The sequence below is a fragment of the Streptomyces sp. NPDC002867 genome (assembly GCF_053591895.1).
On the sequence record NZ_JBSFUR010000017.1, the window covers coordinates 115,108 to 139,480 of the forward strand.

The 24,373-nt window shown below is 73.2% G+C and carries 21 protein-coding genes, 1 other RNA gene and 1 pseudogene; 16 read left to right on the forward strand and 7 right to left on the reverse strand.

Annotated elements, in window-relative coordinates; all coding sequences use genetic code 11:
• The 5 genes from ACWD0A_RS18585 to ACWD0A_RS18605 all read left to right on the forward strand — a co-directional run.
• The coding region (locus tag ACWD0A_RS18585; RefSeq protein ID WP_451299356.1) for a DUF5753 domain-containing protein at positions 1–422 on the forward strand (422 nt) is incomplete at its 5' end.
• Positions 382–651, forward strand: coding sequence for a DUF397 domain-containing protein (locus tag ACWD0A_RS18590; protein ID WP_451299358.1), 270 nt, complete (start codon positions 382–384; stop codon positions 649–651). The genes ACWD0A_RS18585 and ACWD0A_RS18590, both read left to right, overlap by 41 nt.
• A gap of 62 nt (positions 652–713) precedes the next feature.
• Positions 714–1,757, forward strand: coding sequence for a hypothetical protein (locus tag ACWD0A_RS18595; protein WP_451299360.1), 1,044 nt, complete (start codon positions 714–716; stop codon positions 1,755–1,757).
• Positions 1,754–2,911 carry a hypothetical protein gene (locus ACWD0A_RS18600; RefSeq protein ID WP_451299362.1) on the forward strand — a complete coding sequence of 386 codons (1,158 nt, stop codon included), beginning with the start codon at positions 1,754–1,756 and terminating at the stop codon, positions 2,909–2,911. Before ACWD0A_RS18595 ends, ACWD0A_RS18600 begins: the two co-directional genes overlap by 4 nt.
• Before the next feature lie 109 nt (positions 2,912–3,020).
• On the forward strand, positions 3,021–4,466 hold the full coding sequence (locus ACWD0A_RS18605; protein WP_451299364.1) for an MFS transporter: 1,446 nt from the start codon (positions 3,021–3,023) through the stop codon (positions 4,464–4,466).
• Between the two features lie 49 nt (positions 4,467–4,515).
• Here the strand turns inward: ACWD0A_RS18605 and ACWD0A_RS18610 are convergent.
• Positions 4,516–4,962 (reverse strand): annotated as a pseudogene (locus ACWD0A_RS18610) (response regulator); the annotation flags it as partial.
• A 294-nt stretch (positions 4,963–5,256) separates the two neighbouring features.
• Between ACWD0A_RS18610 and ACWD0A_RS18615 the strand changes: the two are divergent.
• From ACWD0A_RS18615 to ACWD0A_RS18625, 3 genes are read left to right on the forward strand one after another with little or no spacing between them, the layout of a single operon-like run.
• Entirely contained in the window at positions 5,257–6,111 is an 855-nt protein-coding gene (locus ACWD0A_RS18615) for a MaoC/PaaZ C-terminal domain-containing protein (protein WP_451299366.1), read from the forward strand.
• A gap of 19 nt (positions 6,112–6,130) precedes the next feature.
• A complete protein-coding gene (locus ACWD0A_RS18620; protein WP_451299368.1) occupies positions 6,131–7,207 on the forward strand; it encodes a Zn-dependent alcohol dehydrogenase in 1,077 nt (358 codons plus the stop codon).
• Between the two features lie 10 nt (positions 7,208–7,217).
• Positions 7,218–8,171, forward strand: coding sequence for a 3-oxoacyl-ACP reductase (locus ACWD0A_RS18625; RefSeq protein WP_451299370.1), 954 nt, complete (start codon positions 7,218–7,220; stop codon positions 8,169–8,171).
• Positions 8,172–8,929: 758 nt separating this feature from the next.
• Here ACWD0A_RS18625 and ACWD0A_RS18630 read toward each other — a convergent pair.
• Positions 8,930–10,201, reverse strand: coding sequence for a hypothetical protein (locus ACWD0A_RS18630; RefSeq protein WP_451299372.1), 1,272 nt, complete (start codon positions 10,199–10,201; stop codon positions 8,930–8,932).
• Positions 10,202–10,385: 184 nt separating this feature from the next.
• Here ACWD0A_RS18630 and ACWD0A_RS18635 point away from each other — a divergent pair, with 184 nt between their 5' ends.
• From ACWD0A_RS18635 to ACWD0A_RS18655, 5 genes are all read left to right on the forward strand, one after another.
• The gene (locus tag ACWD0A_RS18635; RefSeq protein ID WP_451299374.1) at positions 10,386–11,438 is read left to right on the forward strand and encodes an ABC transporter substrate-binding protein; all 1,053 of its coding nucleotides are present in this window, start codon (positions 10,386–10,388) and stop codon (positions 11,436–11,438) included.
• Positions 11,439–11,523: 85 nt separating this feature from the next.
• Complete coding sequence (locus ACWD0A_RS18640) at positions 11,524–12,363, forward strand: Nif3-like dinuclear metal center hexameric protein (protein WP_451299376.1); 840 nt, start codon at positions 11,524–11,526, stop codon at positions 12,361–12,363.
• Complete coding sequence (locus tag ACWD0A_RS18645; RefSeq protein ID WP_451299416.1) at positions 12,360–13,103, forward strand: zinc ribbon domain-containing protein; 744 nt, start codon at positions 12,360–12,362, stop codon at positions 13,101–13,103. Before ACWD0A_RS18640 ends, ACWD0A_RS18645 begins: the two co-directional genes overlap by 4 nt.
• 8 nt (positions 13,104–13,111) lie before the next feature.
• A complete protein-coding gene (locus ACWD0A_RS18650) occupies positions 13,112–14,374 on the forward strand; it encodes a bifunctional RNase H/acid phosphatase (protein WP_451299378.1) in 1,263 nt (420 codons plus the stop codon).
• Between the two features lie 530 nt (positions 14,375–14,904).
• Positions 14,905–15,756: a GNAT family N-acetyltransferase gene (locus ACWD0A_RS18655; protein WP_451299380.1), complete on the forward strand. Its 852-nt coding sequence runs from the start codon at positions 14,905–14,907 to the stop codon at positions 15,754–15,756.
• Positions 15,757–15,772: 16 nt separating this feature from the next.
• Here ACWD0A_RS18655 and eda read toward each other — a convergent pair whose 3' ends face one another.
• Together eda and yaaA are read right to left on the reverse strand one after the other, a co-directional pair.
• Positions 15,773–16,426 carry a bifunctional 4-hydroxy-2-oxoglutarate aldolase/2-dehydro-3-deoxy-phosphogluconate aldolase gene (gene eda, locus ACWD0A_RS18660; RefSeq protein ID WP_451299382.1) on the reverse strand — a complete coding sequence of 218 codons (654 nt, stop codon included), beginning with the start codon at positions 16,424–16,426 and terminating at the stop codon, positions 15,773–15,775.
• A 61-nt stretch (positions 16,427–16,487) separates the two neighbouring features.
• Positions 16,488–17,252, reverse strand: coding sequence for a peroxide stress protein YaaA (gene yaaA, locus ACWD0A_RS18665; RefSeq protein WP_451299384.1), 765 nt, complete (start codon positions 17,250–17,252; stop codon positions 16,488–16,490).
• A 111-nt stretch (positions 17,253–17,363) separates the two neighbouring features.
• Between yaaA and ACWD0A_RS18670 the strand changes: the two genes are divergently transcribed.
• The 3 genes from ACWD0A_RS18670 (at position 17,364) to rnpB (ending at position 19,979) form a co-directional block, all read left to right on the forward strand.
• Positions 17,364–18,809: an RNB domain-containing ribonuclease gene (locus ACWD0A_RS18670; RefSeq protein ID WP_451299386.1), complete on the forward strand. Its 1,446-nt coding sequence runs from the start codon at positions 17,364–17,366 to the stop codon at positions 18,807–18,809.
• Positions 18,810–18,966: 157 nt separating this feature from the next.
• Entirely contained in the window at positions 18,967–19,545 is a 579-nt protein-coding gene (locus tag ACWD0A_RS18675) for a Uma2 family endonuclease (RefSeq protein ID WP_451299388.1), read from the forward strand.
• Positions 19,546–19,575: 30 nt separating this feature from the next.
• Positions 19,576–19,979, forward strand: an RNA gene (rnpB, locus tag ACWD0A_RS18680) — RNase P RNA component class A.
• 68 nt (positions 19,980–20,047) lie between these two features.
• Here rnpB and ACWD0A_RS18685 read toward each other — a convergent pair.
• The 3 genes from ACWD0A_RS18685 to ACWD0A_RS18695 form a co-directional block, all read right to left on the reverse strand.
• Positions 20,048–21,388, reverse strand: coding sequence for an MFS transporter (locus ACWD0A_RS18685; RefSeq protein ID WP_451299390.1), 1,341 nt, complete (start codon positions 21,386–21,388; stop codon positions 20,048–20,050).
• A 59-nt stretch (positions 21,389–21,447) separates the two neighbouring features.
• A complete protein-coding gene (locus ACWD0A_RS18690) occupies positions 21,448–23,109 on the reverse strand; it encodes an amidohydrolase (protein ID WP_451299392.1) in 1,662 nt (553 codons plus the stop codon).
• A 181-nt stretch (positions 23,110–23,290) separates the two neighbouring features.
• Positions 23,291–24,250, reverse strand: a complete 960-nt coding sequence (locus ACWD0A_RS18695) for an Lrp/AsnC family transcriptional regulator (protein WP_451299394.1) — start codon at positions 24,248–24,250, stop codon at positions 23,291–23,293.
• Positions 24,251–24,373 lie beyond the last annotated feature (123 nt).

The window sequence follows — 24,373 nt, forward strand, 5'->3', positions numbered from 1 at the left end:
GCCAGCGCATCCTGGACCGGGAGACGCCGCCGCTGATGTGGGTGGTGCTCAGCGAGGCCGTGCTGCACCAGGAGGTCGGCGGCCCCGAGGTCATGCGGAACCAGCTCGCCCATCTGTTGGAGCTGCGCGGGCGTGAGTGGGTCAAGGTGCAGGTCCTGCCGTTCGCGGTCGGCGCGCATGCCGGACTGCCGGGTACGTTCACCCTGCTGCGGTTCGAGGACGACCCGGACCTCGTCTACACCGAGGACTTCGTCCAGGGCCATATGACGGCCAATCCGGCCGCTATCAGGGAGGGTTCGCTCCGTTACGATCACCTGCAGGCCGCCGCGCTGTCCGTGGAGGACTCCGCGGCACTCATCGCCCGCGTAATGGAGGAACGTTATGGACACCGACCAGGGTCTGACGGGCGCACGCTGGCGTAAGTCGTCGTACAGCTCCGACACCGGTGGGCAGTGCGTCGAGTGCGCCCCCGTCGGCGGCGCCACCTGGCGCAAGTCCTCGTACAGCGGCGACACCGGCGGCGACTGCGTCGAAGTCGCCCACCTCGCCCCCCACATCGCCGTCCGCGACTCCAAGAACCCCGACGGTCCCGTCCTCACCCTCACCCCCGCGGCCTTCGCGGCCTTCGTGGGAGCCGCCGCCGCGCTCTGACCGGCCGCCGCGTACCATCGCTGGGTTTGCTCTGACTTAGCGGGTTCGCAAGGGGGAAAGTCATGGCCGGCAGCAGACGGAAACGCCTCGGCGTCACAGCCGGGGTGCTGGCGGGAGCGGTCTTCGCGACCGGGATCGGGCTGTGGGCCACGGACAGCGGGCCCTTCGAGGACGCCTACTGCTGGGGCGCGTGGCAGCAGAACAGCGGCCCGCACCTGCTCGGCGACGAGGCCGTGGACGAGTCGGGTGCCGAGCGGCGGGCGACCGAGTCCGCGCCGCCGTCCGCCGGGCGGCCGCAGGGCACGTGCACCGTCGAGGTGGCGTCGGACGACGACGAGGACAAGGTCACGGTGACCTACGGCCCTCTGCCCGCCGCCGCGGACAAGCGCCAGGAGTGGATCACCCACTACCTGCACGGCTCCGTCTCCTTCCTGCCCGACGGCCTCGACGGACTCGTCGGCGGGGACCGGGGCATGCTCGTGCTGCCCGAGGCGTGCGACGTGGACGGCAGGCCGTCCGTGGTGACGATGCACAACGAGAACTGGAGCGAGGGCCGCGAGGGCCGGGTCACCGGAGGCATGGGCGTGATCGGCACGCGCGCCGAGGTCGCCGAACTGCTCCTGGCGGTCGCCGACACCGGGTTGCGCGCTGCGGGGTGCGCCCCGAAGGAGCCGCTGCGCGCCACCTCGCCCATGGCGACCGTCGCCGAGGACAGAGAGGACGCGGCCAATCCCGTCTGCCGGATTCCCGGCGTGGTCTTCGACCTGCCGAAGCAGTCGAGGTACCGGCAGCAGGTCGGCGTCGTGAACGACCGGCTGCAGACGTGCTCCGTCGCCTGGCTGACCGAAGGCTTCGACGAGGAACCGGCCGCGCAGTACGTGATGGCCTCCGCGCCCCGCCTCGCGGCCCTGTTCACCGGCCTCCCCGAGGGGCCGGACAAGGGGCTCGTGCGGCTCGAGTGCGGGGGACGGGAGACCGTCTTCTACGGCAGCACCCGGCTCGGGGTGACCGGCATCGCGAAGCCCAGCGCGAAGCGGGTGTTCACGAACTTCGTCGACTCCGTCGGCAAGCGCATCGGATGCAAGGCGAACGGGGGCACGGCATGACGACGACCGAAGAGATGCCGGAGCAGGAGACCGCGCTCGCCGCCGAGCCGCGGCCCTCCCTGCTGCGGAGGCTCCTGCGCAGCCGTACGGCCAGGGCGGTCACCGCCTCAGCCGTCGTCGGCGCTCTGCTGGGCGCGGGATTCGTGGCCTGGCGTACGGACACTTTGCCGCTGCTGAAGGCGGACGCCTGCTGGGACTCGCTCGACGACTCGACGCTCTCCGCGTTGTTCGGCGACCGCCGGATCGAGGCGGAGGAGCAGGAGCTGCGGCGCGATCCGCAGACCGCCTCACGCTCGTACGGGCAGTGCCGGGTCACCAGCTTCGACGACCGCAGCACGGGGCGTCGGCAAGCCATCCTCCGCGTCCACTACCTCGACGGGCTCTACGGCGAGGACTCGCGGCGGTGGCCGGAGGAGTTCCTGTCAGCCCGTATGGTCGGCCTGGGCGAGGGGCTGCCCGGGATGGTGTCCCCGAACCGCGCGTGGCTCGCCGTGCCGCAGCAGTGCACGGGACGGCCCAAGGACGGCGACGCCTCGCTCGTCGTCGATGTGGCCCTGGGGGAGCACGACTTCGACTCGGAAGGCCCGCACGACCGGGAGGACCGGGAGGCACTGGCGCGCACCGTCGTGGCCGCGACCAACGGCGTCATCCGCGAGCTTGGCTGCACCGGCACGTACCGCGCGCCGCGCGACCTCGCGCCGCTCCCTCAACGGACGAGTGTGCGGCCCGGAGACTTCTGCGGCGTGGACGGACTGGCGCTTCCTGCCGCGCACCGAAAGAACCTGACCTGGGTCCGCGAGGGAGGTGGCGACGGCGCCGTCGCTCGTGTCTGCGAGGCAGGCCACGGCTCGCTGGGCCCCCACGTGCGCATGATGACGCTCGTCGATCCCGGCATCACCGAAATCTTCGGCAAAGAGACCCTCGACGGCGTCAGGTTCCATGCCGACGGCAACAGCGGCTACGGATCCGCGGGACTGATGCGCGCGGTGTACGGGGCGAACTGCCAGACCGGGCGCGTGGTCTTCCTGATGGAGCAGACCCGCTCCTACGAGAACGATCCCCGCATCGTCGCCGACCTGATGCCGGGCTACGTCGCCGCCGAGGCGGAGCGCATCGGCTGCGGCCCGCTGAAGATCGAGCTCCCGCGCGCCTGAGCCCGCGCCTCGGCGCGGGCTCAGGCCGGAGGCGTAGGACCAGCGGCGAGGTGACACGTACACCGCTGTCCGGATGTACGGACCGCAGGCGTTTGCGACCATGACACGCATGGCCGCAGCCCGTTCGCGCACACAGACGTCCCTCCCGCCGTCCGCCGCCTCACGGTCGGCACGCACCTGGGCGGTGATCCTCGCCGCGTGCGCCGGTCAGTTCCTCGTCGTGCTCGACGTCTCCGTGGTCAACGTCGCGCTGCCGTCGATGCGGGCGGACCTCGGGTTGAGCGCCACCGGGCTGCAATGGGTGCTCAACGCGTACTCCATCGCCTTCGCCGGGTTCATGCTCCTGGGCGGCCGTGCGGCCGACATCTTCGGCCGCAAGCGGATGTTCCTCGTCGGGCTCGGGCTGTTCACGGCCGCGTCGCTGGCAGGCGGGCTCGCGCAGGAGGGCTGGCAGCTGCTCGCCGCCCGTGCCGTGCAGGGCCTCGGCGCGGCCGTCCTCGCCCCGGCGACGCTCACGCTCGTCACGGCGGCCGTCCCGCCCGGCCCCGCCCGCACGCGCGCCATCGGCACCTGGTCGGCCGTCGGGGCGGCGGGCGGCGCGGCCGGCGGCCTCGTCGGGGGCGTCCTCACCGACCTGCTCTCCTGGCGCTGGGTCCTCCTGATCAACGTGCCCGTCGGCGTGCTCGTCCTGGCCTGCGCGGTGGCGTGGCTGAGCGAGAGCCGCGTGGCCGAGGGCCGCCGCCTCGACCTGCCGGGCGCGGTCCTGGTCACCGGCGGCCTCGCTGCCGTCGCGTACGGCATCGTGCAGACGGAGGAGTCGGGCTGGGCCGAGAGCGGGACGCTGATTCCCCTTTTCGGGGGCCTCGTGCTGCTGGGCCTGTTCGTGGCCGTGGAGGCACGCACGGCCGCACCCCTGATGCCGCTGAAGGTCTTCCGCTCGCGCGCCGTGTCGGCCGCGAACGTGGCGATGACGGTCACCGGTTCGGTGTCGTTCGCCATGTGGTTCTTCATGACCGTCTACGCGCAGAACGTCCTCGGCTACACGCCGCTGGAGGCCGGACTCGCCCTGATCCCCAGCTCGTTGAGCATCGTCATCGGCTCCAAGCTCGCCCCCCGCCTGATGGTGCGCGCCGGCGCGCGGAACGTCGCGGTCCTCGGCGCGCTGATCGCCGCCACCGGATTCGGCTGGCAGTCGACGATGGGGGCGGACGGCTCGTACCTGACGACCATCGCGCTGCCGGGCGTGCTGATGATGACCGGCGTCGGCCTCGTCGCGACGCCGCTCGCCTCTCTCGCCACCTCGGGCGCGGCGCCCGGCGACGCCGGTCTCGTCTCCGGCCTCGTCAACACCTCCCGCACGATGGGCGGCGCGCTCGGCCTCGCGATCCTCTCCACCGCCGCGGCCTCCCGCACGGGCGGCGCGACCACGGCCGAGGCGCTGACGTCCGGCTACGCGCTGGCTTTCCGCACGGGCACCGGGGTGCTGCTGGGCGCCGCGCTCCTGATGCTGCTGTGGCTGCCGCGCCCGGAGCGGGCCGCGGGCTCGGAGTCCTAGTTCACGAATCCGGATGCCCCTCGCGGCGGGCGTGGACGTCGGCCGGTCACGGCCGGTCCCGCTCTCCGGCCGCCGCCGCGGCCAGCACCGGATCGATCACGGTCTCGCCGGTCAGGGCCCGGCGGATCGCCTCGGCCAGTTCCTCGACCGGGCCGTCCTTCACCAGGAGTCCGGCCGCCCCGGCCTCCAGAGTCTGGCGCAGGAGCCCGGGGCGGCCGAAGGTCGTGAGGATCAGCACCCGGCAGTCCGGCACCTCCTTGCGCAGCTCGGCCGCCGCGTCGAGGCCGCTGAGGCCGGGCAGTTCGCAGTCGAGCAGCGCCACGTCGGGCCGCCGGGTCAGTGCCGCGTCCACGATCTCGTCACCGCGGCCCACCTGGGCCACCACCTCGATGTCGGCCTCCATGCCGAGGAGCAGCGCGAGCGCGCCGCGCGTGGTGCTCCGGTTCTCGGCGATCAGCACCCGTACGGACTTGGCGGGTCTGTGCTCCCGCGGCATCTCGTCCACGGTGTCAAGGGTATGACCGCCAGCCCCGGCCCGCCTGTCGCGGCCGGACGGGGGGAGCCGGAAGCCCTGTCGGCGGTGCACCGGGCCGACGTCCCTCGGGCGGCGACCCCTGATCTGACAAGTCGTCAGCCGTCTTCCCAATGCCCGGTGGCTGCGTTATACATAGGCCCATCGGCCTAGAACGCGTTCTAGAATCGTCTGGGCCCTGTCCGGGCGACCTCGGTGCGGCCGACGGTGCGGACGGCCGTGCCGAGGTCTTCGAACCGTTCGAGGAGCAGCAGCCCCATGCCCATTGACCCTGCCAGGGCCCTCGCCGCCGACCCCCGCTCGACCACGATCCGCTGGGACCACAAGGACGTCCAGCTCTACCACCTCGGCATCGGGGCGGGCGTCCCGGCCACCGACCCCGACGAGCTGCGCTACACCCTCGAATCCAGGCTCCACGTCCTGCCCAGCTTCGCCACCGTGGCGGGCGCGGGCATGGGCGTCGTCGGCGGACTGTCCGCGCCCGGCGTCGACGTCGACCTCGCCGCCGTCCTGCACGGCGGCCAGCGCATCGCCCTGCACCGCCCCCTGCCCGTCAGCGGCACGGCGACCTCCGCGTCACGCGTCGCCGCCGTGTACGACAAGGGCAAGGCGGCGGTCCTCGTGCTGCGCACCGAGGCGGCCGACGACGACGGGCCGCTGTGGACCAGCGACGCCCAGCTCTTCGTCCGCGGCGAGGGCGGATTCGGCGGCGAACGCGGCCCCTCGGAGCGCCTCGCCGTCCCCGACCGCGCACCCGACCGGACCGTCGAGCGCGTGATCCGTGAGGACCAGGCGCTGCTCTACCGGCTCTCCGGCGACTGGAACCCGCTGCACGCCGACCCCGAGTTCGCCAAGCTCGCCGGCTTCGAGCGGCCCATCCTGCACGGGCTCTGCTCGTACGGCATGACGCTCAAGGCCGTCGTCGACACGCTCCTGGGCGGCGACGTCACCAAGGTCCGCGCGTACGCCACCCGCTTCGCCGGCGTCGTCTTCCCCGGCGAGACCCTGCGCATCCGCATGTGGCGGCACGACGACGGCGTCCAGGCGGCGGTGACGGCGGTGGAGCGGGACGACGCCCCGGTGCTCGCGGACACGATCGTCGAACATTCGTGATCTTCCGAAGGGATCCGCCATGCGCGCAGCCGTACTGCACGAGACAGGCCAGGACAAACTCGAAGTCCTCGACGACGTCGAGGCGGTGGGCTTCGGCCCGGGCAAGGTGCGGATCCGCGTCCGGGCGACCGGACTGTGCCACTCGGACGTCTCCGCGATGACCGGCGTCCTGCCGCAGCCCGCCCCCTTCGTCCCCGGCCACGAAGGCGCGGGCGAGATCATCGAGGTCGGTGACGGGGTGGCCGGCCTGGCACCGGGCGACCGGGTCCTGCTGTGCTGGCTGCCCGCGTGCGGCGCCTGCCCGTCCTGCCGGCGCGGCCAGTCGCACCTGTGCCTGGCGGGGTTCATGAACGCGGGCACGCCCAACTTCGCCCGCCCCGGCGGTGACGTCTTCGGCTTCGCCGGCACCGGCACGTTCGCCGAGGAGGTCGTCGTCGGCGCGGGCTGCGCCGTGCCCATCCCCGACGACGTGCCCTTCGACATCGCCGCGCTCATCGGCTGCGGCGTCACGACCGGGCTCGGCGCGGCGATCAACACCGCCCAGGTGCAGGCCGGTTCGTCCGTCGCCGTCATCGGCTGCGGCGGGGTCGGCATCTCCGCGATCCAGGGCGCCCGGCTCCAGGGCGCGGCCGAGATCGTCGCGGTCGACCCGGTGGCCTCCCGGCGCGAGGCCGCCCTGCGGTTCGGCGCGACCGAGGCCGTGGCCCCCGACGGACTCGCCGACGCCAAACAGCGCGTCACCGCCGGCGAGGGCTTCGACTACGTCTTCGAGGTGGTCGGCCGGTCGCAGACGGCACGGACCGCGTACGAGACGACCCGGCGCGGCGGAACGCTGTGCGTCGTCGGCGCGGGAGCCATGGACGACCACCTCCAGCTCACGATGTTCGAGCTGTTCTTCGACGAGAAGCGCATCCTGCCCTCCCTGTACGGAGGCGGCGACGTGCTGCGCTCCTACGAACGGGCCATCGCGCTCTGGCGGGCGGGCAGGATCGACCTGGAGTCGCTGATCACCCACCGGGTCCCGCTGGCCGGGATCAACGACGCCCTGGCGCAGATGCGCAGCGGCGAGGCCCTGCGCACGTGCGTCGAGATCTGAGGGGGCCGCGATGACACTCCCTCTGGCGGGCCTCACGGCCGTCGTCACCGGCGCGGGCCGGGGGCTCGGCCGCGCGGAGGCGCGGGAACTGGCGCGGCTCGGTGCGGCCGTCGTCGTCAACGACTACGGGAAACCGGGCCATGGGGGTACCTCCCATGCCGAAGGTCATGGGGGAGGCAGCGGCGACGCGTCGGCCGCGCCCGCCGAGTCGGTCGCGGCCGAGATCCGCGCGGCGGGCGGCCGGGCGGTCGCCCACCTCGGCGACGTCGCCGACTTCGAGACGGCCCGGGGGCTGATCGACCTGGCCGTGGCGGAGTTCGGCAAGCTCGACATCCTCGTCAACAACGCGGGCATCCTGCGCGACCGCATGATCTTCTCGATGTCCGAGAGCGAATGGGACGCGGTGGTCCACGTCCACCTGAAGGGCCACTTCACCACGACGCGCTTCGCCTCGGAACACTGGCGGGCACGCGCCAAGGCGACGGGCGCGCCGGTGTACGGCCGGATCGTCAACACCTCCTCGGAGGCGTTCCTGGCGGGCTCGGCGGGCCAGCCCAACTACGCGGCGGCCAAGGGCGGGATCGTCGGCCTGACGACGTCGTCGGCGCAGGCGCTGGCGAAGTACGGGGTGACGGTGAACGCGATCTGCCCGCGGGCGCGGACCCGTATGACGGCGGACGTCTTCGGCGACGCCCCGCCCCCGGGCGCGGCCGACCCTCTGTCCCCGGAGCACGTGGCGCCTGTGGTGGGCTACCTCGCGTCCCCGGCGGCGTCGGTGGTCACCGGCCAGTTGCTGGTGGTGCACGGGGGGATGGTGGCGGTGATGGAACGCCCGAGGGTGGCGGCGAAGTTCGACACGGCGAAGGACGTGTTCACGTACGAGGAACTGGAGGCGCTGCTGACGCCCCACTTCGACGGGGAGTCGTTCGCGGCGCGCGAGGTGCTGTCACTGAGGAGGGGGTAGGGGGCGGGCGCGGCGCTTGATGCGGGGGCTGTGTTCCCGTGTGTCGCGGCGCCTCAATCGCCGGCGGGGCTGGGGTGCGCGGCGGTCTTGTTGGGGCTCTGCCGCAAGCCCCGCGCCTCAAGCGCCGGCGAGGCTGGGTGTGCGCCTCAATCGCCGACGGGGCTTGATTCGCGCCCCGTCCTCAAGCGCTGGCTGGGCTGGGTGTGCGCCTCGGTCGTCGGCGGGGCTTGATTCGCCCCCATGTGCCTGAAGCGCCCCAGCGCGGCTCGTGGTGGATGAGCCCGGCCCGGAACGGCCGACGGGCTGGGTGCCGCGCGGCGGCAGTCCAGCCCGTCTGGGGGCTTCCCCACGGCCGCCAGGCCGTAGGGGAGCTTGAGCACACCGCCCGAAGGGCGGTACAGGGGTCCGGGGCGGAGCCCCGGTTACGGGAAGGGGCGGGGTGGGGAAAACACCCCCACGCTTCAGGCGCCCCCGCCCTCCGACGCCCCCGGACGCCGGTGGCGGCCGTGCGTCGGCGCCGCCCCGTCCTCCGCCGTGGCCGCCCCACCACGATGCTTCCCCGCGCCGCCGGCGTCAGCCCCGACCGCGCCCGCCGGCTGCGGGCGCTCGTGGGCCGTGTCGGTTCGGACTTCAGACATGTGAGAACTTCACCCCGTCGCAATTGCTGATGCACTGTCACAGGGCTCCGGCAGCAAGCCCCGTAGACCCGTCACCGTCGGTGCACGGGCGGTGCGGCTGCGTAGCCCCGGCCGCAGAGTTTAACCACGGGCCGCACGGCCGGTGAGGGGTGCCTGCTGCAAGGGAACCGGCTTGCACACCACAGGACTCCCTGACGCCTCGCACGGTTCCCCACCTGCGTGTTCCGCTTGTGCCGGTTCTGTGGCCCGGCCCTCGCCGGGACTCCGCACACCGTTTGCATCCGGCAGGCCGAAGGTTTCTGCGCACCCGGCCGCACGCCCGGCCGCACGCCCGGCTCCACTCTCGGCCCCACCCCCGGCCTCGACGCCGCCCGCACCGTCCCTCGGCGCCTCCATCCGCGCCACGCCGCACGGCACTTCGCCGGTCGCGTACGGCAGTCGGAGCACCCCGTCCCTGCTCCACGTCCCCGAGCCCGCCAACCACCCGGGGGGAGGGGCAAGTTGGTGGAGGCGGCGGCCCGCCGGTCGCCATACCCCCAGCCAGCTGCCCGCCGGCCCGTCGATCCGCAGCGCCACCGCGCAGCTCTCCGGCGACAGCATCTGTCCCGGCTGCACGGCGAACGGCGTCACCAGCGCGTCCGGCAGCCGCAGGCTCTCGGGGAACCGGACCGGTCGCAGGCTGCCGAGCACGCCCCAGCCGAGCCGGTCCCGGCCCTCGCCCGGCGCGTTCGAGCGGATCAGCAGCAGGCCGCTGTCGGCGTCCGCGAGCAGCAGCCGGTCGTCGCTCTCGTCGGTGATCTCCAGCAGCGGTGTCACCACCCCGCCGAGCGCGAGATCCACCGCCACCGTCTTCACCGGTCCGCCGGGCTGCTGCCGGTCCAGGGCGAGCAGCCGTCCCGTACGGTCGAGCCACGCGCCGCCCGAGCAGCGGCCGGGCACGTCCGCGACGCGCTCGGGGCCGAACGCCCCGCCCGCCACGAGCCACACGGCCGTCGACGTCTCCCCGGGCGCCAGGGCATAGGCGTACGCGCCGTCCGGTGCGGGCGGAAGCAGGGTGAGCTCCGCGGCCTCGACGGCGCCGAGGGCCAGTTCACCGGTCCCCGGACCGGCCGGGTACAGCAGCGAGAACGTGTGCCGCTCGCCCGCACGGCGGTTGATCAGGACCCGTCCGTCGGCCAGCGGCAGCACCTCCGCATCGCGCTCCTCGGGCTGGTCCAGCGGCAGCGGGACGGCGTACGGCTCGGGGCCGTCGAGCGTCCAGCGCTCCGGGAACAGGGCGTCGCCGGTTCCGGCGAGCCGGGCCGCGTACGTACCATCCGCGGTGATCGTGAACCCCGTACGCGCCACCGCCTCTTCCTTCTTTGCGGCGGTCTCGATGGCACAGGCAGTCATCGATACGTCACCTCCGTCCATCGACGCTAGGTATCGCACTTGCTGCCGAACACTGCGAGACATGGCACTTCACACATAAGGATGGCGATGCCCGGATTTGCCTGAGACGGAGGGGGTGGTTGTGCTCGGTGACCGGAGGAGTGCTTAAGGTAAGGCACCCCTAAGTTCGTCCCCAGGAGTCACCATGTCCCTACGCCGCCGCGGCGCCGCCGCAGCCATCGCTCTCACCGCCGCACTGTCCCTCGCCGCCTGCGGCGCCGAAGGGGGCGGGGGCGACTCCGCGAAGGGCAAGGACAGCGGAAGCCAGGGCGACGCGGGCGGCAAGAAGTCCGTCGCGCAGGGCGGCGAGGACTTCGCCGACGCGGCGAAGAAGACGGCGGCCATGGGCACGGACGCCCGGCCCGGCCAGTTCCCGCGCACCATCACCCACGCCCTCGGCACGACGGAACTGAAGTCCGCGCCGAAGCGGGTCGTGGTCCTCGACGTCGGCGAGCTCGACAACGTCGCCTCCCTCGGCGTCGAGCCGGTGGGCTACGCGCCCACCGAGGGCGACGACGGCATCCCCGGCTACCTGAAGAAGCAGGCCGGCAGCCCGAAGAGCGTCGGCACGATCAACAGCCTCAACCTGGAGGCCATCGCCGCGCTGAAGCCCGACCTGATCCTCGGCAGCGAGCTGCGCGCGGCCGACAAGTACGACGAGCTGTCCAAGATCGCCCCGACGGTCTTCTCCATCCGCCCCGGCTTCACGTGGAAGGAGAACTACCTCCTCAACGCCGCAGCGCTCGACAAGACGGCCGAGGCGAAGGAGCAGCTCGGGGCCTACGAGAAGAAGGCGAAGCAGCTCGGCACGGACATCGGCGAGAAGAAGCCGACCGTCACCATGCTGCGCTACATGCCGGGCAAGATCCGCCTGTACGCGCAGGCGTCCTTCATCGGCACGATCCTGCGGGACGCGGGCGTCCCGCGTCCCGCGAACCAGCAGATCGAGGACCTGGCGGTCGAGATCAGCCCGGAGAAGATGGACCAGGCCGACGCGGACTGGATCTTCACCGGCGTCTACGGCGACCCGGCCAAGACCCAGCGCGACACCGCCCGCTCCAACCCGCTGTGGAAGAACCTCGAGGCGGTCAGGGCCGGGCAGGCCAAGGACGTTCCGGACGAGACCTGGTACCTCGGGCTCGGCGTCACGGCGGCCGACGAGGTCCTGGACGACCTGCGCGGCTACCTCGTCAAGTAGCCCGCGCCGACCGGAGGACGCCGGGAGCCGGGCGGCGCCCCGGGCGCAGACCGGTGTCCGGGCCCGGGCAGGTAGCCTTTCCCCCGTGCCCCGTCTGTCTGAAGTCATCACCGCCCTCGACGCCCTCTGGCCGCCCGAGCGGGCCGAACAGTGGGACGCGGTCGGCACGGTGTGCGGTGAGCCCGACGCCGCGGTCACGCGCGTGCTGTTCGCCGTCGACCCCGTCCAGGACGTCGTCGACGAGGCGGTGCGGCTGGGCGCCGACCTGCTGGTCACCCACCACCCGCTCTACCTGCGCGGTACGACGACCGTCGCCGCCGGCCACTTCAAGGGCCGTGTCGTGCACACGTTGATCAAGAACGACATCGCGCTGCACGTCGCCCACACCAACGCGGACACCGCCGACCCCGGCGTCTCCGACGCCCTTGCGGGCGCGCTCGACCTGCGGGTCGTACGGCCCCTGGTGCCCGACGCCTCCGACGCGAACGGGCGCCGCGGCCTCGGGCGCGTCTGCGAACTCGACCGCCCCGAGACGCTGCGCGACTTCGCCGCGCGCGCCGCGAAGCGGCTGCCCGCCACCGCACACGGCATCCGTGTCGCGGGGGACCCGGACGCCCTCGTACGGACCGTCGCGGTGAGCGGCGGTTCCGGCGACAGCCTCTTCGACCAGGTGCGGGCCGCCGGAGTGGACGCCTTCCTCACCGCCGACCTGCGCCACCACCCCGCGTCGGAGGCGACACAGCACTCTCCGCTCGGACTCGTCGACGCCGCCCACTGGGCCACCGAGTGGCCCTGGTGCGAGCAGGCGGCGGCGCAGCTCGACGAGATCTCCGACCGGCACGGCTGGGACCTGCGGGTCCACGTCTCGACGACGGTCACCGACCCCTGGTCCTCCCACCACGATTCCCCTGGAGCCCCCAACTGAACGCAGCGCCCGCCGACCAGATCCGACTCCTCGACGTACAGGCCCTCGACATGCGCCTGTCGCAGCTGGCCCACAAGCGCAAGTCGCTGCCCGAGCACGCCGAGATCGAGTCGCTGAACAAGGACCTCACGCAGCTGCGCGACCTGCTCGTCGCCGCGCAGACCGAGGAGAGCGACACCGCCCGCGAGCAGATCAAGGCGGAGCAGGACGTCGACCAGGTGCGCCAGCGCGCCACCCGCGACCAGCAGCGCCTCGACTCCGGCGCGGTCAGCTCGCCCAAGGACCTGGAGAACCTCCAGCGCGAGATCGTCTCGCTCGCCAAGCGTCAGGGCGACCTCGAGGACGTGGTCCTGGAGGTCATGGAGCGCCGCGAGTCCGCGCAGGAGCGGGTCGCCGAGCTGACCGAGCGCGTCTCGTCCGTGCAGGGCAAGGTCGACGCGGCGACGGCCCGGCGCGACGCCGTGCAGGCGGAGCTGGACGACGAGGCCGCCTCGGTCACCAAGGAGCGCGAGCTCGTGGCCGGTTCGGTGCCCGCCGACCTGCTGAAGCTCTACGAGAAGCTGCGCGTGCAGCAGGGCGGTGTCGGCGCGGCGCGCCTGTTCCAGCGCCGTTGCGAGGGCTGCCAGCTGGAGCTGAACATCACCGAGCTCAACGAGGTCCGCGCGGCCGCGCCCGACACGGTACTGCGCTGCGAGAACTGCCGCCGCATCCTCGTCCGTACGTCCGAGTCGGGGCTGTAGTGCCCGCAGTGCGCGAACTGGTCGTCGAGGCCGACGGCGGCTCCCGGGGGAACCCGGGTCCGGCCGGCTACGGCGCGGTCGTCCTCGACCCGGCCACCGGCCTGACGCTGGCCGAGGCGGCCGAGTACATCGGCGTGGCGACCAACAACGTCGCCGAGTACAAGGGCCTGGTGGCCGGGCTCAAGGCGGCCCGGGAGCTCGACCCGGAGGCGGTCGTCCGCGTCCGGATGGACTCCAAGCTCGTCGTCGAGCAGATGTCCGGCCGCTGGAAGATCAAGCACCCGGACATGCGGCCGCTGGCCGCCGAGGCCGCGTCCGTGTTCCCGTCGTCGCAGGTCACCTACGAGTGGATCCCGCGCGAGCGGAACAAGCACGCCGACCGGCTCGCCAACGAGGCGATGGACGCCGGACGCAAGGGCAGGCAGTGGGAGCCGTCGCGCTCCACGGCCGAGCTGGACACGCAGGCGGCGCGGATCGTCGGGGACGCGGCGGCCGGCGCGGCGAAGGCGCGGGCGGCGCTTGCGGGTGCGGGTGCCAGTGCCGGCGTGGTGCCGGTGGCCTCCCCGCCTGTCGCGGCGACGGTGACCCAGGCGGCGGCCGCGCCCGCGCCCGTGCCCAGCACGGGCTGGGGCGTGTCGGCGGACCTCGGCACGCCGTCCACGTTCGTGCTGCTCCGCCACGGCGAGACGGCGCTGACCCCCGAGAAGCGGTTCTCCGGCAGCGGGGGCAGCGACCCCGTCCTGTCGGAGGCGGGCCGCCGCCAGGCGGAGGCGGCCGCCACGGCCCTGGCGGCGCGCGGCACGATCCAGGCGGTCGTCACCTCACCGCTGCGCCGCTGCCGCGAGACCGCCGAGGTGGTCGCGGCCCGGCTGGGCCTCGACGTGATCGTCGACGAGGGGCTGCGGGAGACGGACTTCGGCGCGTGGGAGGGGCTGACGTTCGCGGAGGTCCGCGAGCGCTACCCCGACGACCTGGACGCCTGGCTGGCGTCCCCCAAGGCGGCCCCGACGGGCGGCGGCGAGAGCTTCGCGACGGTGACGCGCCGGGTGTCGTCGGCCCGGGACCGGCTGCTGGCGCGCCACCAGGGCCGTACGGTGCTGCTGGTCACGCACGTGACGCCGATCAAGACCCTGGCCCGTCTGGCGCTGGGGGCCCCGCCGGAGTCCCTGTTCCGCATGGAACTCTCGGCGGCGTCGCTGTCGGCGCTGGCGTACTACGCGGACGGGAACGCGTCGCTGCGTCTCCTGAACGACACGTCCCACCTCCGCTGACCCTTGGCTCGGGGGCTCCGCCCCCGCGCCCCTGCGCCTCGATCGTCGGTGGGGCTTGGTGTGCGGGGCGTTCTTGTCCGGGCTCTGCCCCGAGCCCCGCGCCTCGATCGCAGGCTGGGGGTGCCAACAGGGCTGGGTTACGGGGGCTCTGCCGCCGTAACCGTGCGCCTCAATCGGGCCAGGGGCGCCACGGCGCTGGCTATGCGCGGTGCTCTTGTCGGGGCTCCGCCCCAAGCCCCGCACCTCAATCGCCGGCGGGGCTGGAAGTTGCCGGGGCTCCCCCCGCCCCCGCGTCTCAAATGTCGGCGGCTGGGGGCCGGCGGGGGCCGGAAATCCCAGCGGGGCTCGAAGTTTCCGGCGGGGCCCGCAGCGGCAGGGGCGGCGATTTCAGCCCGTCTGGGGGCACTCCCCCTGGCTTCGCCGGGGGCCTTCGGCCGCCAGGCCGTAGGGGGAGATTGAGGACACCGCGCGGAGCGCGGTACGGGCGGAGCCGCGGTTCGGGAAGGGGCGGGGTGGGGGAGATCAACCCCATGACCTGGCAACTCACCCACGACCTCGACGAGTTCCACCACCACGCCGGCCCCCACCTCGCCGCCGACCCCGTCCGCAACACCGGACTGCTCACCGTCAGTGAGACGGTCCGGCGCCACGGACCGGGCGCGTACGGCGACAGCGGCGGTCCGCCGCCCCGCTTCGGCTGGTGGAGAGACGGCGACGGCGTCACCGGAGCCTTTCTCCAGACGCCTCCGCACCCGCCCCTCCTCGGGCCGCTCACCCCCCACCAGGCCCGTGAACTCGCCCGCGCCCTGCGGGCCGACGAGGCCGTGGTCACGGGCGTCAGGGGACCCGACGGCAGCGGCCGGGCGTTCGCGGACGAGTGGGCCGGGCCGGGGCAGTGGTCCGTGGACGTGCGGCTGCGGCTGTTCCGGCTCGGCGAGCTGTGCCCTCCCGAGCAGCCGCGCCCGGGCCGTGCCCGCAAGGCCACCACCGAGGACGTGGCGCAGGCGGCCGCGTGGATGACGGGCTTCGCCGCCGACACCGGGTCGAGCACCGATACGGACTACACCGCGAACGTGTCCCGCCGCATCGCCTACGGCGGCCTGTACTTCTGGGAGGTGGAGGGCCGGCCCGTCTCCATGGCCGCCCACTCTCCGGTGCTCGCCGGCCATGCGCGGATCGCGCCCGTCTACACCCCGCCCGAAAGCCGCGGCCGCGGCTTCGCCGGCGCGGTGACCGCCGCGGCGAGCCAGGGGGCCCTGGAGGCGGGCGCCCGGCAGGTGCTGCTCTTCGCCGACGTGGACGACCCGGTCGCCAACCGCCTGTACGAGCGCCTGGGTTACCGCCCGCTCGCCCCCTACGTGGAGCTGGACTTCGGCCGGTAGGACACCGGGCGGGACGTCAGGCCGACAGCGCGCGGCCGGCGTCCTGCCCGCGCAGCCCCGCCGCCTCCCGCGCCAGCGTCTCGACCCGGCCCCAGTCCCGGGCCGTCAGCGCGTCGGCCGGCAGCATCCAGGTCCCGCCGACACAGCCCACGTTCGGCAGCGCCAGGTACGCGGGGGCCGACGCGAGCGAGACGCCGCCCGTCGGGCAGAAGCGGGCCCCGGGCAGCGGGCCGGCGAGCGACCGCAGGTACGCGGTGCCGCCCGCCGCCTCCGCCGGGAAGAACTTCATCTCGTGCACGCCGCGCTCCAGCAGCGCCACGACCTCCGAGGCCGTCGAGACGCCCGGCAGGAACGGCACGCCCGACCCGCGCATGGCCGCCAGCAGCGTGTCCGTCCATCCGGGACTGACCAGGAAGCGCGCCCCGGCCACCACCGCCGCGTCGACGCTGCCCGGCGAGACCACGGTGCCCGCGCCGACGACCGCGTCCGGCACCTCCGCCGCGACGGCCCGGATCGCGTCGAGCGCGCCGGGCGTACGCAGCGTCACCTCGATGGCGGGCAGCCCGCCCGCTACGAGGGCACGGGCGAGGGGCACGGCGTCGGCCGCGTCGTCGATGACGACGACGGGCAGCACGGGCGCGAGGTCCAGCACGGACGGGGCGGAGGTCATGCGCCCCATCCTGCCCAGGACATGCATGAAGCGCAACGAGCGTTGCGTCCTGTGCAATGACTCAGTGGATCTCCGACACGAGCACGTCGAGCTTCCCCGCCGCCGGTGTCTCCACCTCGTACCCGAGGTCCCGCAGCGCCTCCACCAGTTCGCCCGGCGACCCGGGCGCCGTCCCCGCCTCCAGCAGGCTCCGTACGATCCGCCCCTTCGTCGCCTTGTTGAAGTGGCTGACCACCTTCCGGGTCGGCGCGTGCAGCACCCGCACCGTCGCCGTACGCGCCGCGATCTCTCCCTTCGGCTTCCACGCCGCCGCGTACGCCGACGACCGCAGGTCCAGGACCAGCCCGTCCCCGGCCGCGTCCGGCAGCACCGACGCCATCGGGCCCCGCCAGTACGCACCGAGCGCGCCCAGCCCCGGCAGCTTCACGCCCATCGAGCAGCGGTAGGAGGGGATGCGGTCGCCGAGACGCACCGCGCCCCACAGCCCGGAGAACACCAGCAGCGACTGCCGGGCCCGCCGACGGGCGGCCGCGTCCAGCGTGGCCAGGCCCAGCGCGTCGTACAGCACGCCCGTGTAGATCTCGCCGGCCGGACGCGTACCCGCGGTCCGCAGCCCGGCGTTCTTCGCGACCTCGCCGCGCAGCCCCTCGCTCAGACCGAGAACTTCCCGCGCCTTCGTCTCGTCCGCGGCGCACAGTTCGACCAGCTCGTCCAGGACGGCGGCGCGTGCCTCGGCGAGCCCCGGCAGGGACAGCGACTCGGGCTTCAGGGGCGCCCCGCGGCCGGAAGCGGCCTTCCCCTCCGACGGCGGCAACAGAACGAGCACGGCAGATCTCCTTCATGACGTACGGGGGAGGGGGTGCGGCCCCCGAGCCAGCCTACAAAGCGGGCGGGCCGCCGAAATGCCACGGCCCCCGCCCCGCCATACGCTCGGTCCATGCCCCGCCGCCCCATCCGTCTGACCGGCGCAGCCGAGGCCCCGCCGCTGCGCGCCGCCCTGCGCGAGCTGCGCGCGGCGATCGGCGTCGGCGAGGACTTCCCGGCCGCGGTACTCGCCGAGGCGGAACAGGCCGCCCGCGCACCCCGCCTGCCCGGATCCGACGAGACCGGCATCCCGTTCTTCACCATCGACCCGCCGGGCTCGGTCGATCTCGACCAGGCGATGCACCTGACACGGCGCGAGGGCGGCGGCTTCCGCGTCCGGTACGCGATCGCCGACGTCGCCGCGTTCGTCACACCCGGCGGGGCGCTGGACGCCGAGGCCCACCGCCGGGTGCAGACCCTGTACTTCCCCGACGGGAAGATCCCGCTGCACCCGCCGCTGCTCTCCGAGGGCGCCGCCAGCCTGCTCCCCGGCCAGACCGCGCCCGCCCTGCTGTGGCGCATCGACCTCGACTCCGAGGGCCGCGCCGTGACGACCGACGTACGCCGGGCCCTCGTCCGCAGCCGGGCCAGGCTCGACTACGCGGGCGCGCAGCAGCGGATCGACGCCGGCACGGCCGAGGAGCCGCTCGCCCTGCTCAAGGAGATCGGCGCCCTGCGCGAGGCGCTGGAGGTCGAACGCGGCGGGATCTCCCTCAACGTCCCCGAGCAGGAGGTCGTCCAGCAGGACAGCACCTACGCCCTCGAATACCGGGCCCCGCTGCCCGCGGAGGCGTGGAACGCCCAGATCTCCCTGCTGACCGGCATGGCCGCGGCCGACCTGATGGTCGCGTACGGCACCGGCATCCTGCGCACGCTGCCCACCGCCCCCGACGGTGCGGTGGCCCGGCTGCGCCGCTCGGCGACCGCGCTGCACATCGACTGGCCGCACCACGTCTCGTACGCGCAGCTCGTGCGCTCCCTCGACCCGCACGACGGCCGGCACGCGGCCTTCCTCCAGGAGTGCACGACGCTGCTGCGGGGCGCGGGGTACACGGCGTTCACCGGAGGCGTGCTGCCCACGCCCGCCGTGCACGCGGCCGTCGCGGACGAGTACACGCACTGCACCGCGCCGCTGCGCCGGCTCGTCGACCGCTACGCCGGTGAGCTGTGCCTGGCGGCGGTGGCAGGGCAGGAGCCGCCGCCATGGGTGAGCGAGGCGCTGGAGGAGCTGCCCAGGGAGATGGCCGAGGGGTCCCGGCGGGCGGGCACGGCGGAGCGCGGGTACGTCGACATCGTGGAGGCGGCCGTGCTGCGCGACCGCGTCGGCGAGGTCTTCGACGCGGTGGTGGTCGACGTCAAGGACAACGAGCCGTCCGTCGGCACCGTCCACCTGGAGGACCCGGCGGTGGTGGCCCGGGTGGAGAGCGACGGCACCGGCCTGCCCCTGGGGGAGCGGCTGCGGGTACGGCTCACGCAGGCCGACCCGGTCCACGCGAAGGTGCTGTTCGCTCCCGCGTGACGGCCTCGCGCGGGGCCTCGGCGAATGCGCGGGCGTCGTCGGCGAGAACGTCATGGTCAAGCGTCGCCCGCACACGGTCACGTGACCGTGTGCCACGATCGAGGGAACGAGCTCGATCTCACGGACGGTGGGTGTCTCGATGTCCGACGCTGACGACATGACTGCCATGCCGCATGAACCACTCACGCAGGCACAGTTCCTGCTGGAGGACTTCCTGGCGTTGGACACGCCGGAGGGGTACCGCGCGGAGCTGATCGAGGGGGAGATCGTCGTGACGCCGCCGCCGGACGGGGACCACGAGGACTACATCAGCTTGATCGTCACGCAGGTGATCAGGCGATCACGGAGCGACATGATGTTCTCCGGAAACAAGGGCCTGACCCTCAAGGAGGCACCCGGTGCCCCGAAAGACCACGTCATCCCGGACGGGACCTTCGCGCCCAGGGAGCTGCGTCTCTATCGTGGCGCTGACTCCTGGATGCCCTGCGAAGGAGTGGCGATGGTCCTTGAGGTCACGTCACGCCGGGCGAAGGTCGACCGCGAGGTCAAGCGCCGCGGCTACGCACGCGGAGGCGTCCCGCTCTATCTCCTCGTGGACCGGGACACCTCCACTGTGACGCTCTTCAGCGAGCCCGAGGACGGCGACTATCGCCAGCACAACCTGGCGCCCTTCGGCAAGCCCCTCCCTCTCCCCGAGCCCTTCGGCTTCGACCTGGAGACCGCCGAGTTCCTCTGAAACGCCAGGTAGCATGGTCGCCACGGCAGACGAGCCGGGCGGGCGGCCGCGTGGGGGTCCTGCGAAGGATCTCCCCGAGGAACGTCCGGGCTCCACAGGGCAGGGTGGTGGGTAACGCCCACCCGGGGTGACCCGCGGGACAGTGCCACAGAAAGCAGACCGCCGGGGGCCTCGGTCCTCGGTAAGGGTGAAACGGTGGTGTAAGAGACCACCAGTGCCCAGGGTGACCTGGGCAGCTAGGTAAACCCCACCTGGAGCAAGGTCAAGAGGGGCCATTTCGGTGGCCCTGCGCGGACGATCGAGGGCTGCCCGCCCGAGTCCGCGGGTAGACCGCACGAGGCCGGCGGCAACGCCGGTCCTAGATGGATGGCCGTCGCCGAGGGGGCCGCGAGGACCCCTCGGAACAGAACCCGGCGTACAGCCCGGCTCGTCTGCCGCCATGACGTGGCCGAGGGGCCCGCGACCTGGTGTCGCGGGCCCCTCGCCGTATCCCCGTCCTCGGTCAGACCGCCGTCGTCACCGCCGCGGCCCCGTGGTCGGCGGGGACGCCGGCGTCGCGGGAGCGCATGGCGCGCAGCCGTGCCGTGCACCAGATGCCCATCACCGAGATGGCCATCAGCAGGGCAGCGGCAGGCCAGTAGTGGCCGCCGGCCAGGGCGGTGAGGGAGACCGCCGCCAGCGGGGCGAAGCCGCCGAAGATCATGTTGCAGATCTGGTAGGACAGCGAGATCCCGGTGTAGCGGACGCGGGGAGCGAAGCCCTCGGCGAGGATCGCCGCGATCGGGCCGTACAGCGCCGACATCACGAACCGCATCGCCAGCATCATCGCGTAGATCAGGAAGACGCTCCCCGTCCCCATCACCAGGAACTGCGGCACGGCCAGGACCACCACACCGACCAGGCCGCCGATCACGACCTTGTGCGGGCCGACGCGGTCGCCGAGCCAGGACAGGCCGGGGGTGACGGCCAGTTCCACGAAGGCGGCCAGGGTCAGGCCGTTGAGCAGCATCGACTCGGACAGGTGCAGTTCACCGGTGCCGTACGTGAGCAGGTAGCTGGTGACGACGTAGTAGCCGCCGGTGGCCGTGGCCAGGGCGAAGACTCCGACGAGCACCGTGCGCCAGGACGTCTGGAAGACCTCCAGCACCGGCAGCTTGTCCTGCTCGGTGCGCTGGGCGCGGATCTCCTCCATGACCGGGGCCTCCTCCAGCTTGAGCCGGATGACGAGGCCGATGACGACGAGCACGGCGGACGCGAGGAACGGCACGCGCCAGCCCCAGGCGGTGAACGCCTCGTCGCCCCACAGGCTCATCAGCGAGAAGGCGCCGGTCGACAGCAGGGCGCCGACCGAGGAGCCGAGCTGGGCGAACGAGCCGAAGAAGGTGGCCCGGCCCGTGGGGGCGTTCTCGACGGCGACGAGCACCGCGCCGCCCCACTCGCCGCCGATCGCGATGCCCTGGATCAGGCGCAGGATGATCAGCAGGGCGGGGGCGAGGGCGCCGGCCTGGGCGTAGGTGGGCAGCAGGCCGATCGCGAAGGACGCGATGCCCATCATCAGCAGGGTGATGACCAGGGTCTTCTTGCGTCCGACCCGGTCGCCTATGTGGCCGAAGACGATGCCGCCGAGCGGCCTCAGCAGGAAGCCGACGGCGAACGTGCCGAACGCGGACAGGGTCTTGAGCAGTGGCGGCATGTCGGCCGGGAAGAACACGTCGTCGAAGACGATCGCGGCCGCGGTGGCGAAGGCATAGAAGTCGTACCACTCGATGGACGTGCCCACGAGTGCGGCGAAGGCGGCTCTCAGGGGGTTCTGCGGCTTCGTGGGCGTGGCTGGCTGGGACACGAGGGCCTCCGGCGAGGAGCGGGGACGGGGATCGGGGAGGGCGAGCGGGGGAGGCGGGGTCAGCGGCCGGGGGCGGCCCAGGCCCGCGTGCCGCCGATCCAGGTCTCGCGCACGCCGATCGAGGCGAGCTCGGAAGGGTCGGCGAGCAGCGGGTCGCGGTCCAGGACGACGAAGTCGGCCAGCATGCCCGGCACGAGCGAGCCCACTGCCGCCTCCCGGTGCAGGGCCCTCGCGGCCGCGGCGGTGTGGGCGTGCAGGCCGTCGGCGACGGACAGTCGCAGCGACTCGTCGCCGAGCACCGTGCCGAGCACGGTCCGTCGGGTCGCGGCCGCCGAGACGGCCTCCAGCGGCGCGGGCGGTGCGACCGGCGCGTCGGAGGAGAACACCACGGGCACACCGGCGGACAGGCACGGTCCCGCGGGGTTGTAGCGGTGGCCGAGGTCGCCGACCGCGGTGAGCGTGCCGTCGCCGGTGCGCAGATGGTGCTGCGGCTGCATGACCGGTACGACCCCGAGGCCCGCCATGCGGGTGATCTGCTCGTCGGTGGGCAGCCCGCAGTGCTCGATGCGGTGACGCATGCCGGCGCGGGGGACGTCCGCCTGCGCCTTCTCGACGGCGTCGAGCACCATGCCGATGGCGAACGGCGACTGGGCGTGGGTCGCCGTCTGCAGTCCGGCGCCGTGGGCGCGCCGGACGATCTCGACGTACTCCTCGGCCGAGTGGTAGAGCTGCCCGTGGTGGCAGCAGTCGGCGGCGTACCCGTCGGGGAAGTAGGCCGTCCAGCCGCCGAGCGTGCCGTCCGCGTAGAACTTCACGCCCTGCACGCGGAAGAGGTCGTCGCCGAAGCCGTGGACCACACCGAGTTCGAGGGCCGTGTCGAGCAGGGCGGAGGTCAGGTACGCCGAGACGCGCATCCGCAGCGCCCCGCGCTCGCGGGCCCGCAGGTACGTCTCCATCTCGCGGCGCGAGGCCTGGGCGTCGCCGACCGTCGTCACACCGGCGGCGAGGAAGGTCTCCTGGGCGCGCAGCAGGTGGTCGGCCATGACGTCGTCCGGCTCGGAGAGGTGGAAGTTCGGGCCGTGGTTGCCGATCTTCACCCCGCCGGGGCCGGTGAGCCGGTCGCAGGCCGCGTCCCACAGCTGCCCGTCCGGCTCCCCGGTCTCGAAGCGGCCGATGGAGCCGCCGTCCGGGTCGGGGGTGCCCGCGGTGATGCCGCAGGCGTGCAGGGTACGGGTGTTGACGACGCCGCCGTGGCCGGAGGCGTTCATCACGTACACCTCGCGGTCGGTGGCGATCCGGTCGAGGTCGTGGCAGGTGGGGTGGCGGCGCTCGGCGAGGCGTCGGTGCTCGTAGCCGAAGCCGCGCACGGGTACACCCGCGGGCAGCTCACGGGCGGCCCCGGACAGCACCGCGACCAGGGTCTCGATGTCGGGGACGTGCTCGGGGCGGCAGTCGACCCAGGCCAGCGCCTGCCCGTACATCACGGGGTGGCAGTGGGCGTCGACGAAGCCGGGGTGGACGAGGCCGCCGTCCAGTTCCAGCGTCTCGTCCACCCGGCCGCCGAGGGCCGCGCGGGCGTCGTCGGCGGTGCCGGCGTGGACGATCCGGTCGCCGCGCACGGCGAGCGCCTCCGCACGGACCGCGCTGCCGGGTGCGGCCACGTCGGCGCCCGTCACCAGCAGCGTGCGGTCGGCGGAGGCATCGGCGAGGGGGTGGTGCATGGGGTCCTGCTTTCGGCCAAGGAGGAGGGTGCCGGGGTCGAAAGACGACACGCATCGGCTGATTCGTTCGTCAGGACGATAGATAACGAACGACAAGTTGGCCAGACCTTGGATTGAATAACTCTTCGGAAGTTTTCTGATCTCTCGCTTACGGATCGTCTGTCGGGATGTCGCTCGGCGATCAGGCGGCCGGAGCGCCCAGGTCGTACCGCTCCTTGACCAGCTCCAGGTGCACCCAGCTCTCCACCCCGCGCACGCCCGCGCGGCCCCGCATCTCGTCGAGGGTCACGCGCACCGCCGCGAGCGACTCCGCCGTGATCGTGCCGACGAGCTCCGCCCGGCCGACGCACGCCGACAGGAACGACACCCGCTCCAGGCCGGCCAGGGCGGTGGCCACCGGCTCCCGCGCGCCCTCGACCCGTACCGCGAAGCCGCAGAGGTAGCCCATGCCCAGCAGCTCCGGACGCACCAGGGCCAGCACCTTCACCACGCCGCCGTCCAGCAGGCGCAGCGTGCGCGAGCGCGTGGCGCCGGGGGACAGGCCGACGCGTTCGGCGAGTTCCGCGAAGGGCAGGCGCCCGTCCCGCTCCAGCTCGTCGAGGATCTGCCGGTCCGTCTCGTCGAGTTCGTTCACGCCGGGCGTGGTCGCGAGCAGATACGGGTCCTTCAGGTGCTCGATGCTGATGAGCGGGTCGACGACCGAGACGCCCGGAAGCGACCGGACCCGCTCGATGGCCCGGTCCAGCGCGTCGAAGTCCTCGGTGCGCAGCTCGGCCATGACGGCGCGCTGCCCGGCGGTGAGCGTGACGAACGGCGCCTGGGGCATCGCCGCGATCTCGCGGGCGACGGTCTCCGCCGGTCCGTGGGTGTCGATGGACAGGTGCGCGGAGGCCGTCAGCCCGCGCACGGCCGGATGGACCACGGCGACGACCCGTACGGCCCCGGACTCGAGCAGCCGCTGCACGCGTGCGCGGGTCGCCGGCCTCGACAGGCCCACGCGCTGCGCCAGCGTCTCGTAGGTGAGGCGGCCGTCGGTCTGCAGTTCGCGGACGACGGCCAGGTCGATGCGGTCCAGATCCACCTGGGCTGATCCCCTCGGCTCGGTGGCCCCGGCGCGTGCCGCGCCGAGGTCCGCTGACATTCTCGGGCACCGCGGGTGCCGTGGGTCCCGTCGGTGACGGGCCTCACTGACGTTCGCAGCGGACGGGTGTGGACAATCGGGGAGAACGAATCGTAAGTTCAATGCATCACTGACCGACGAATC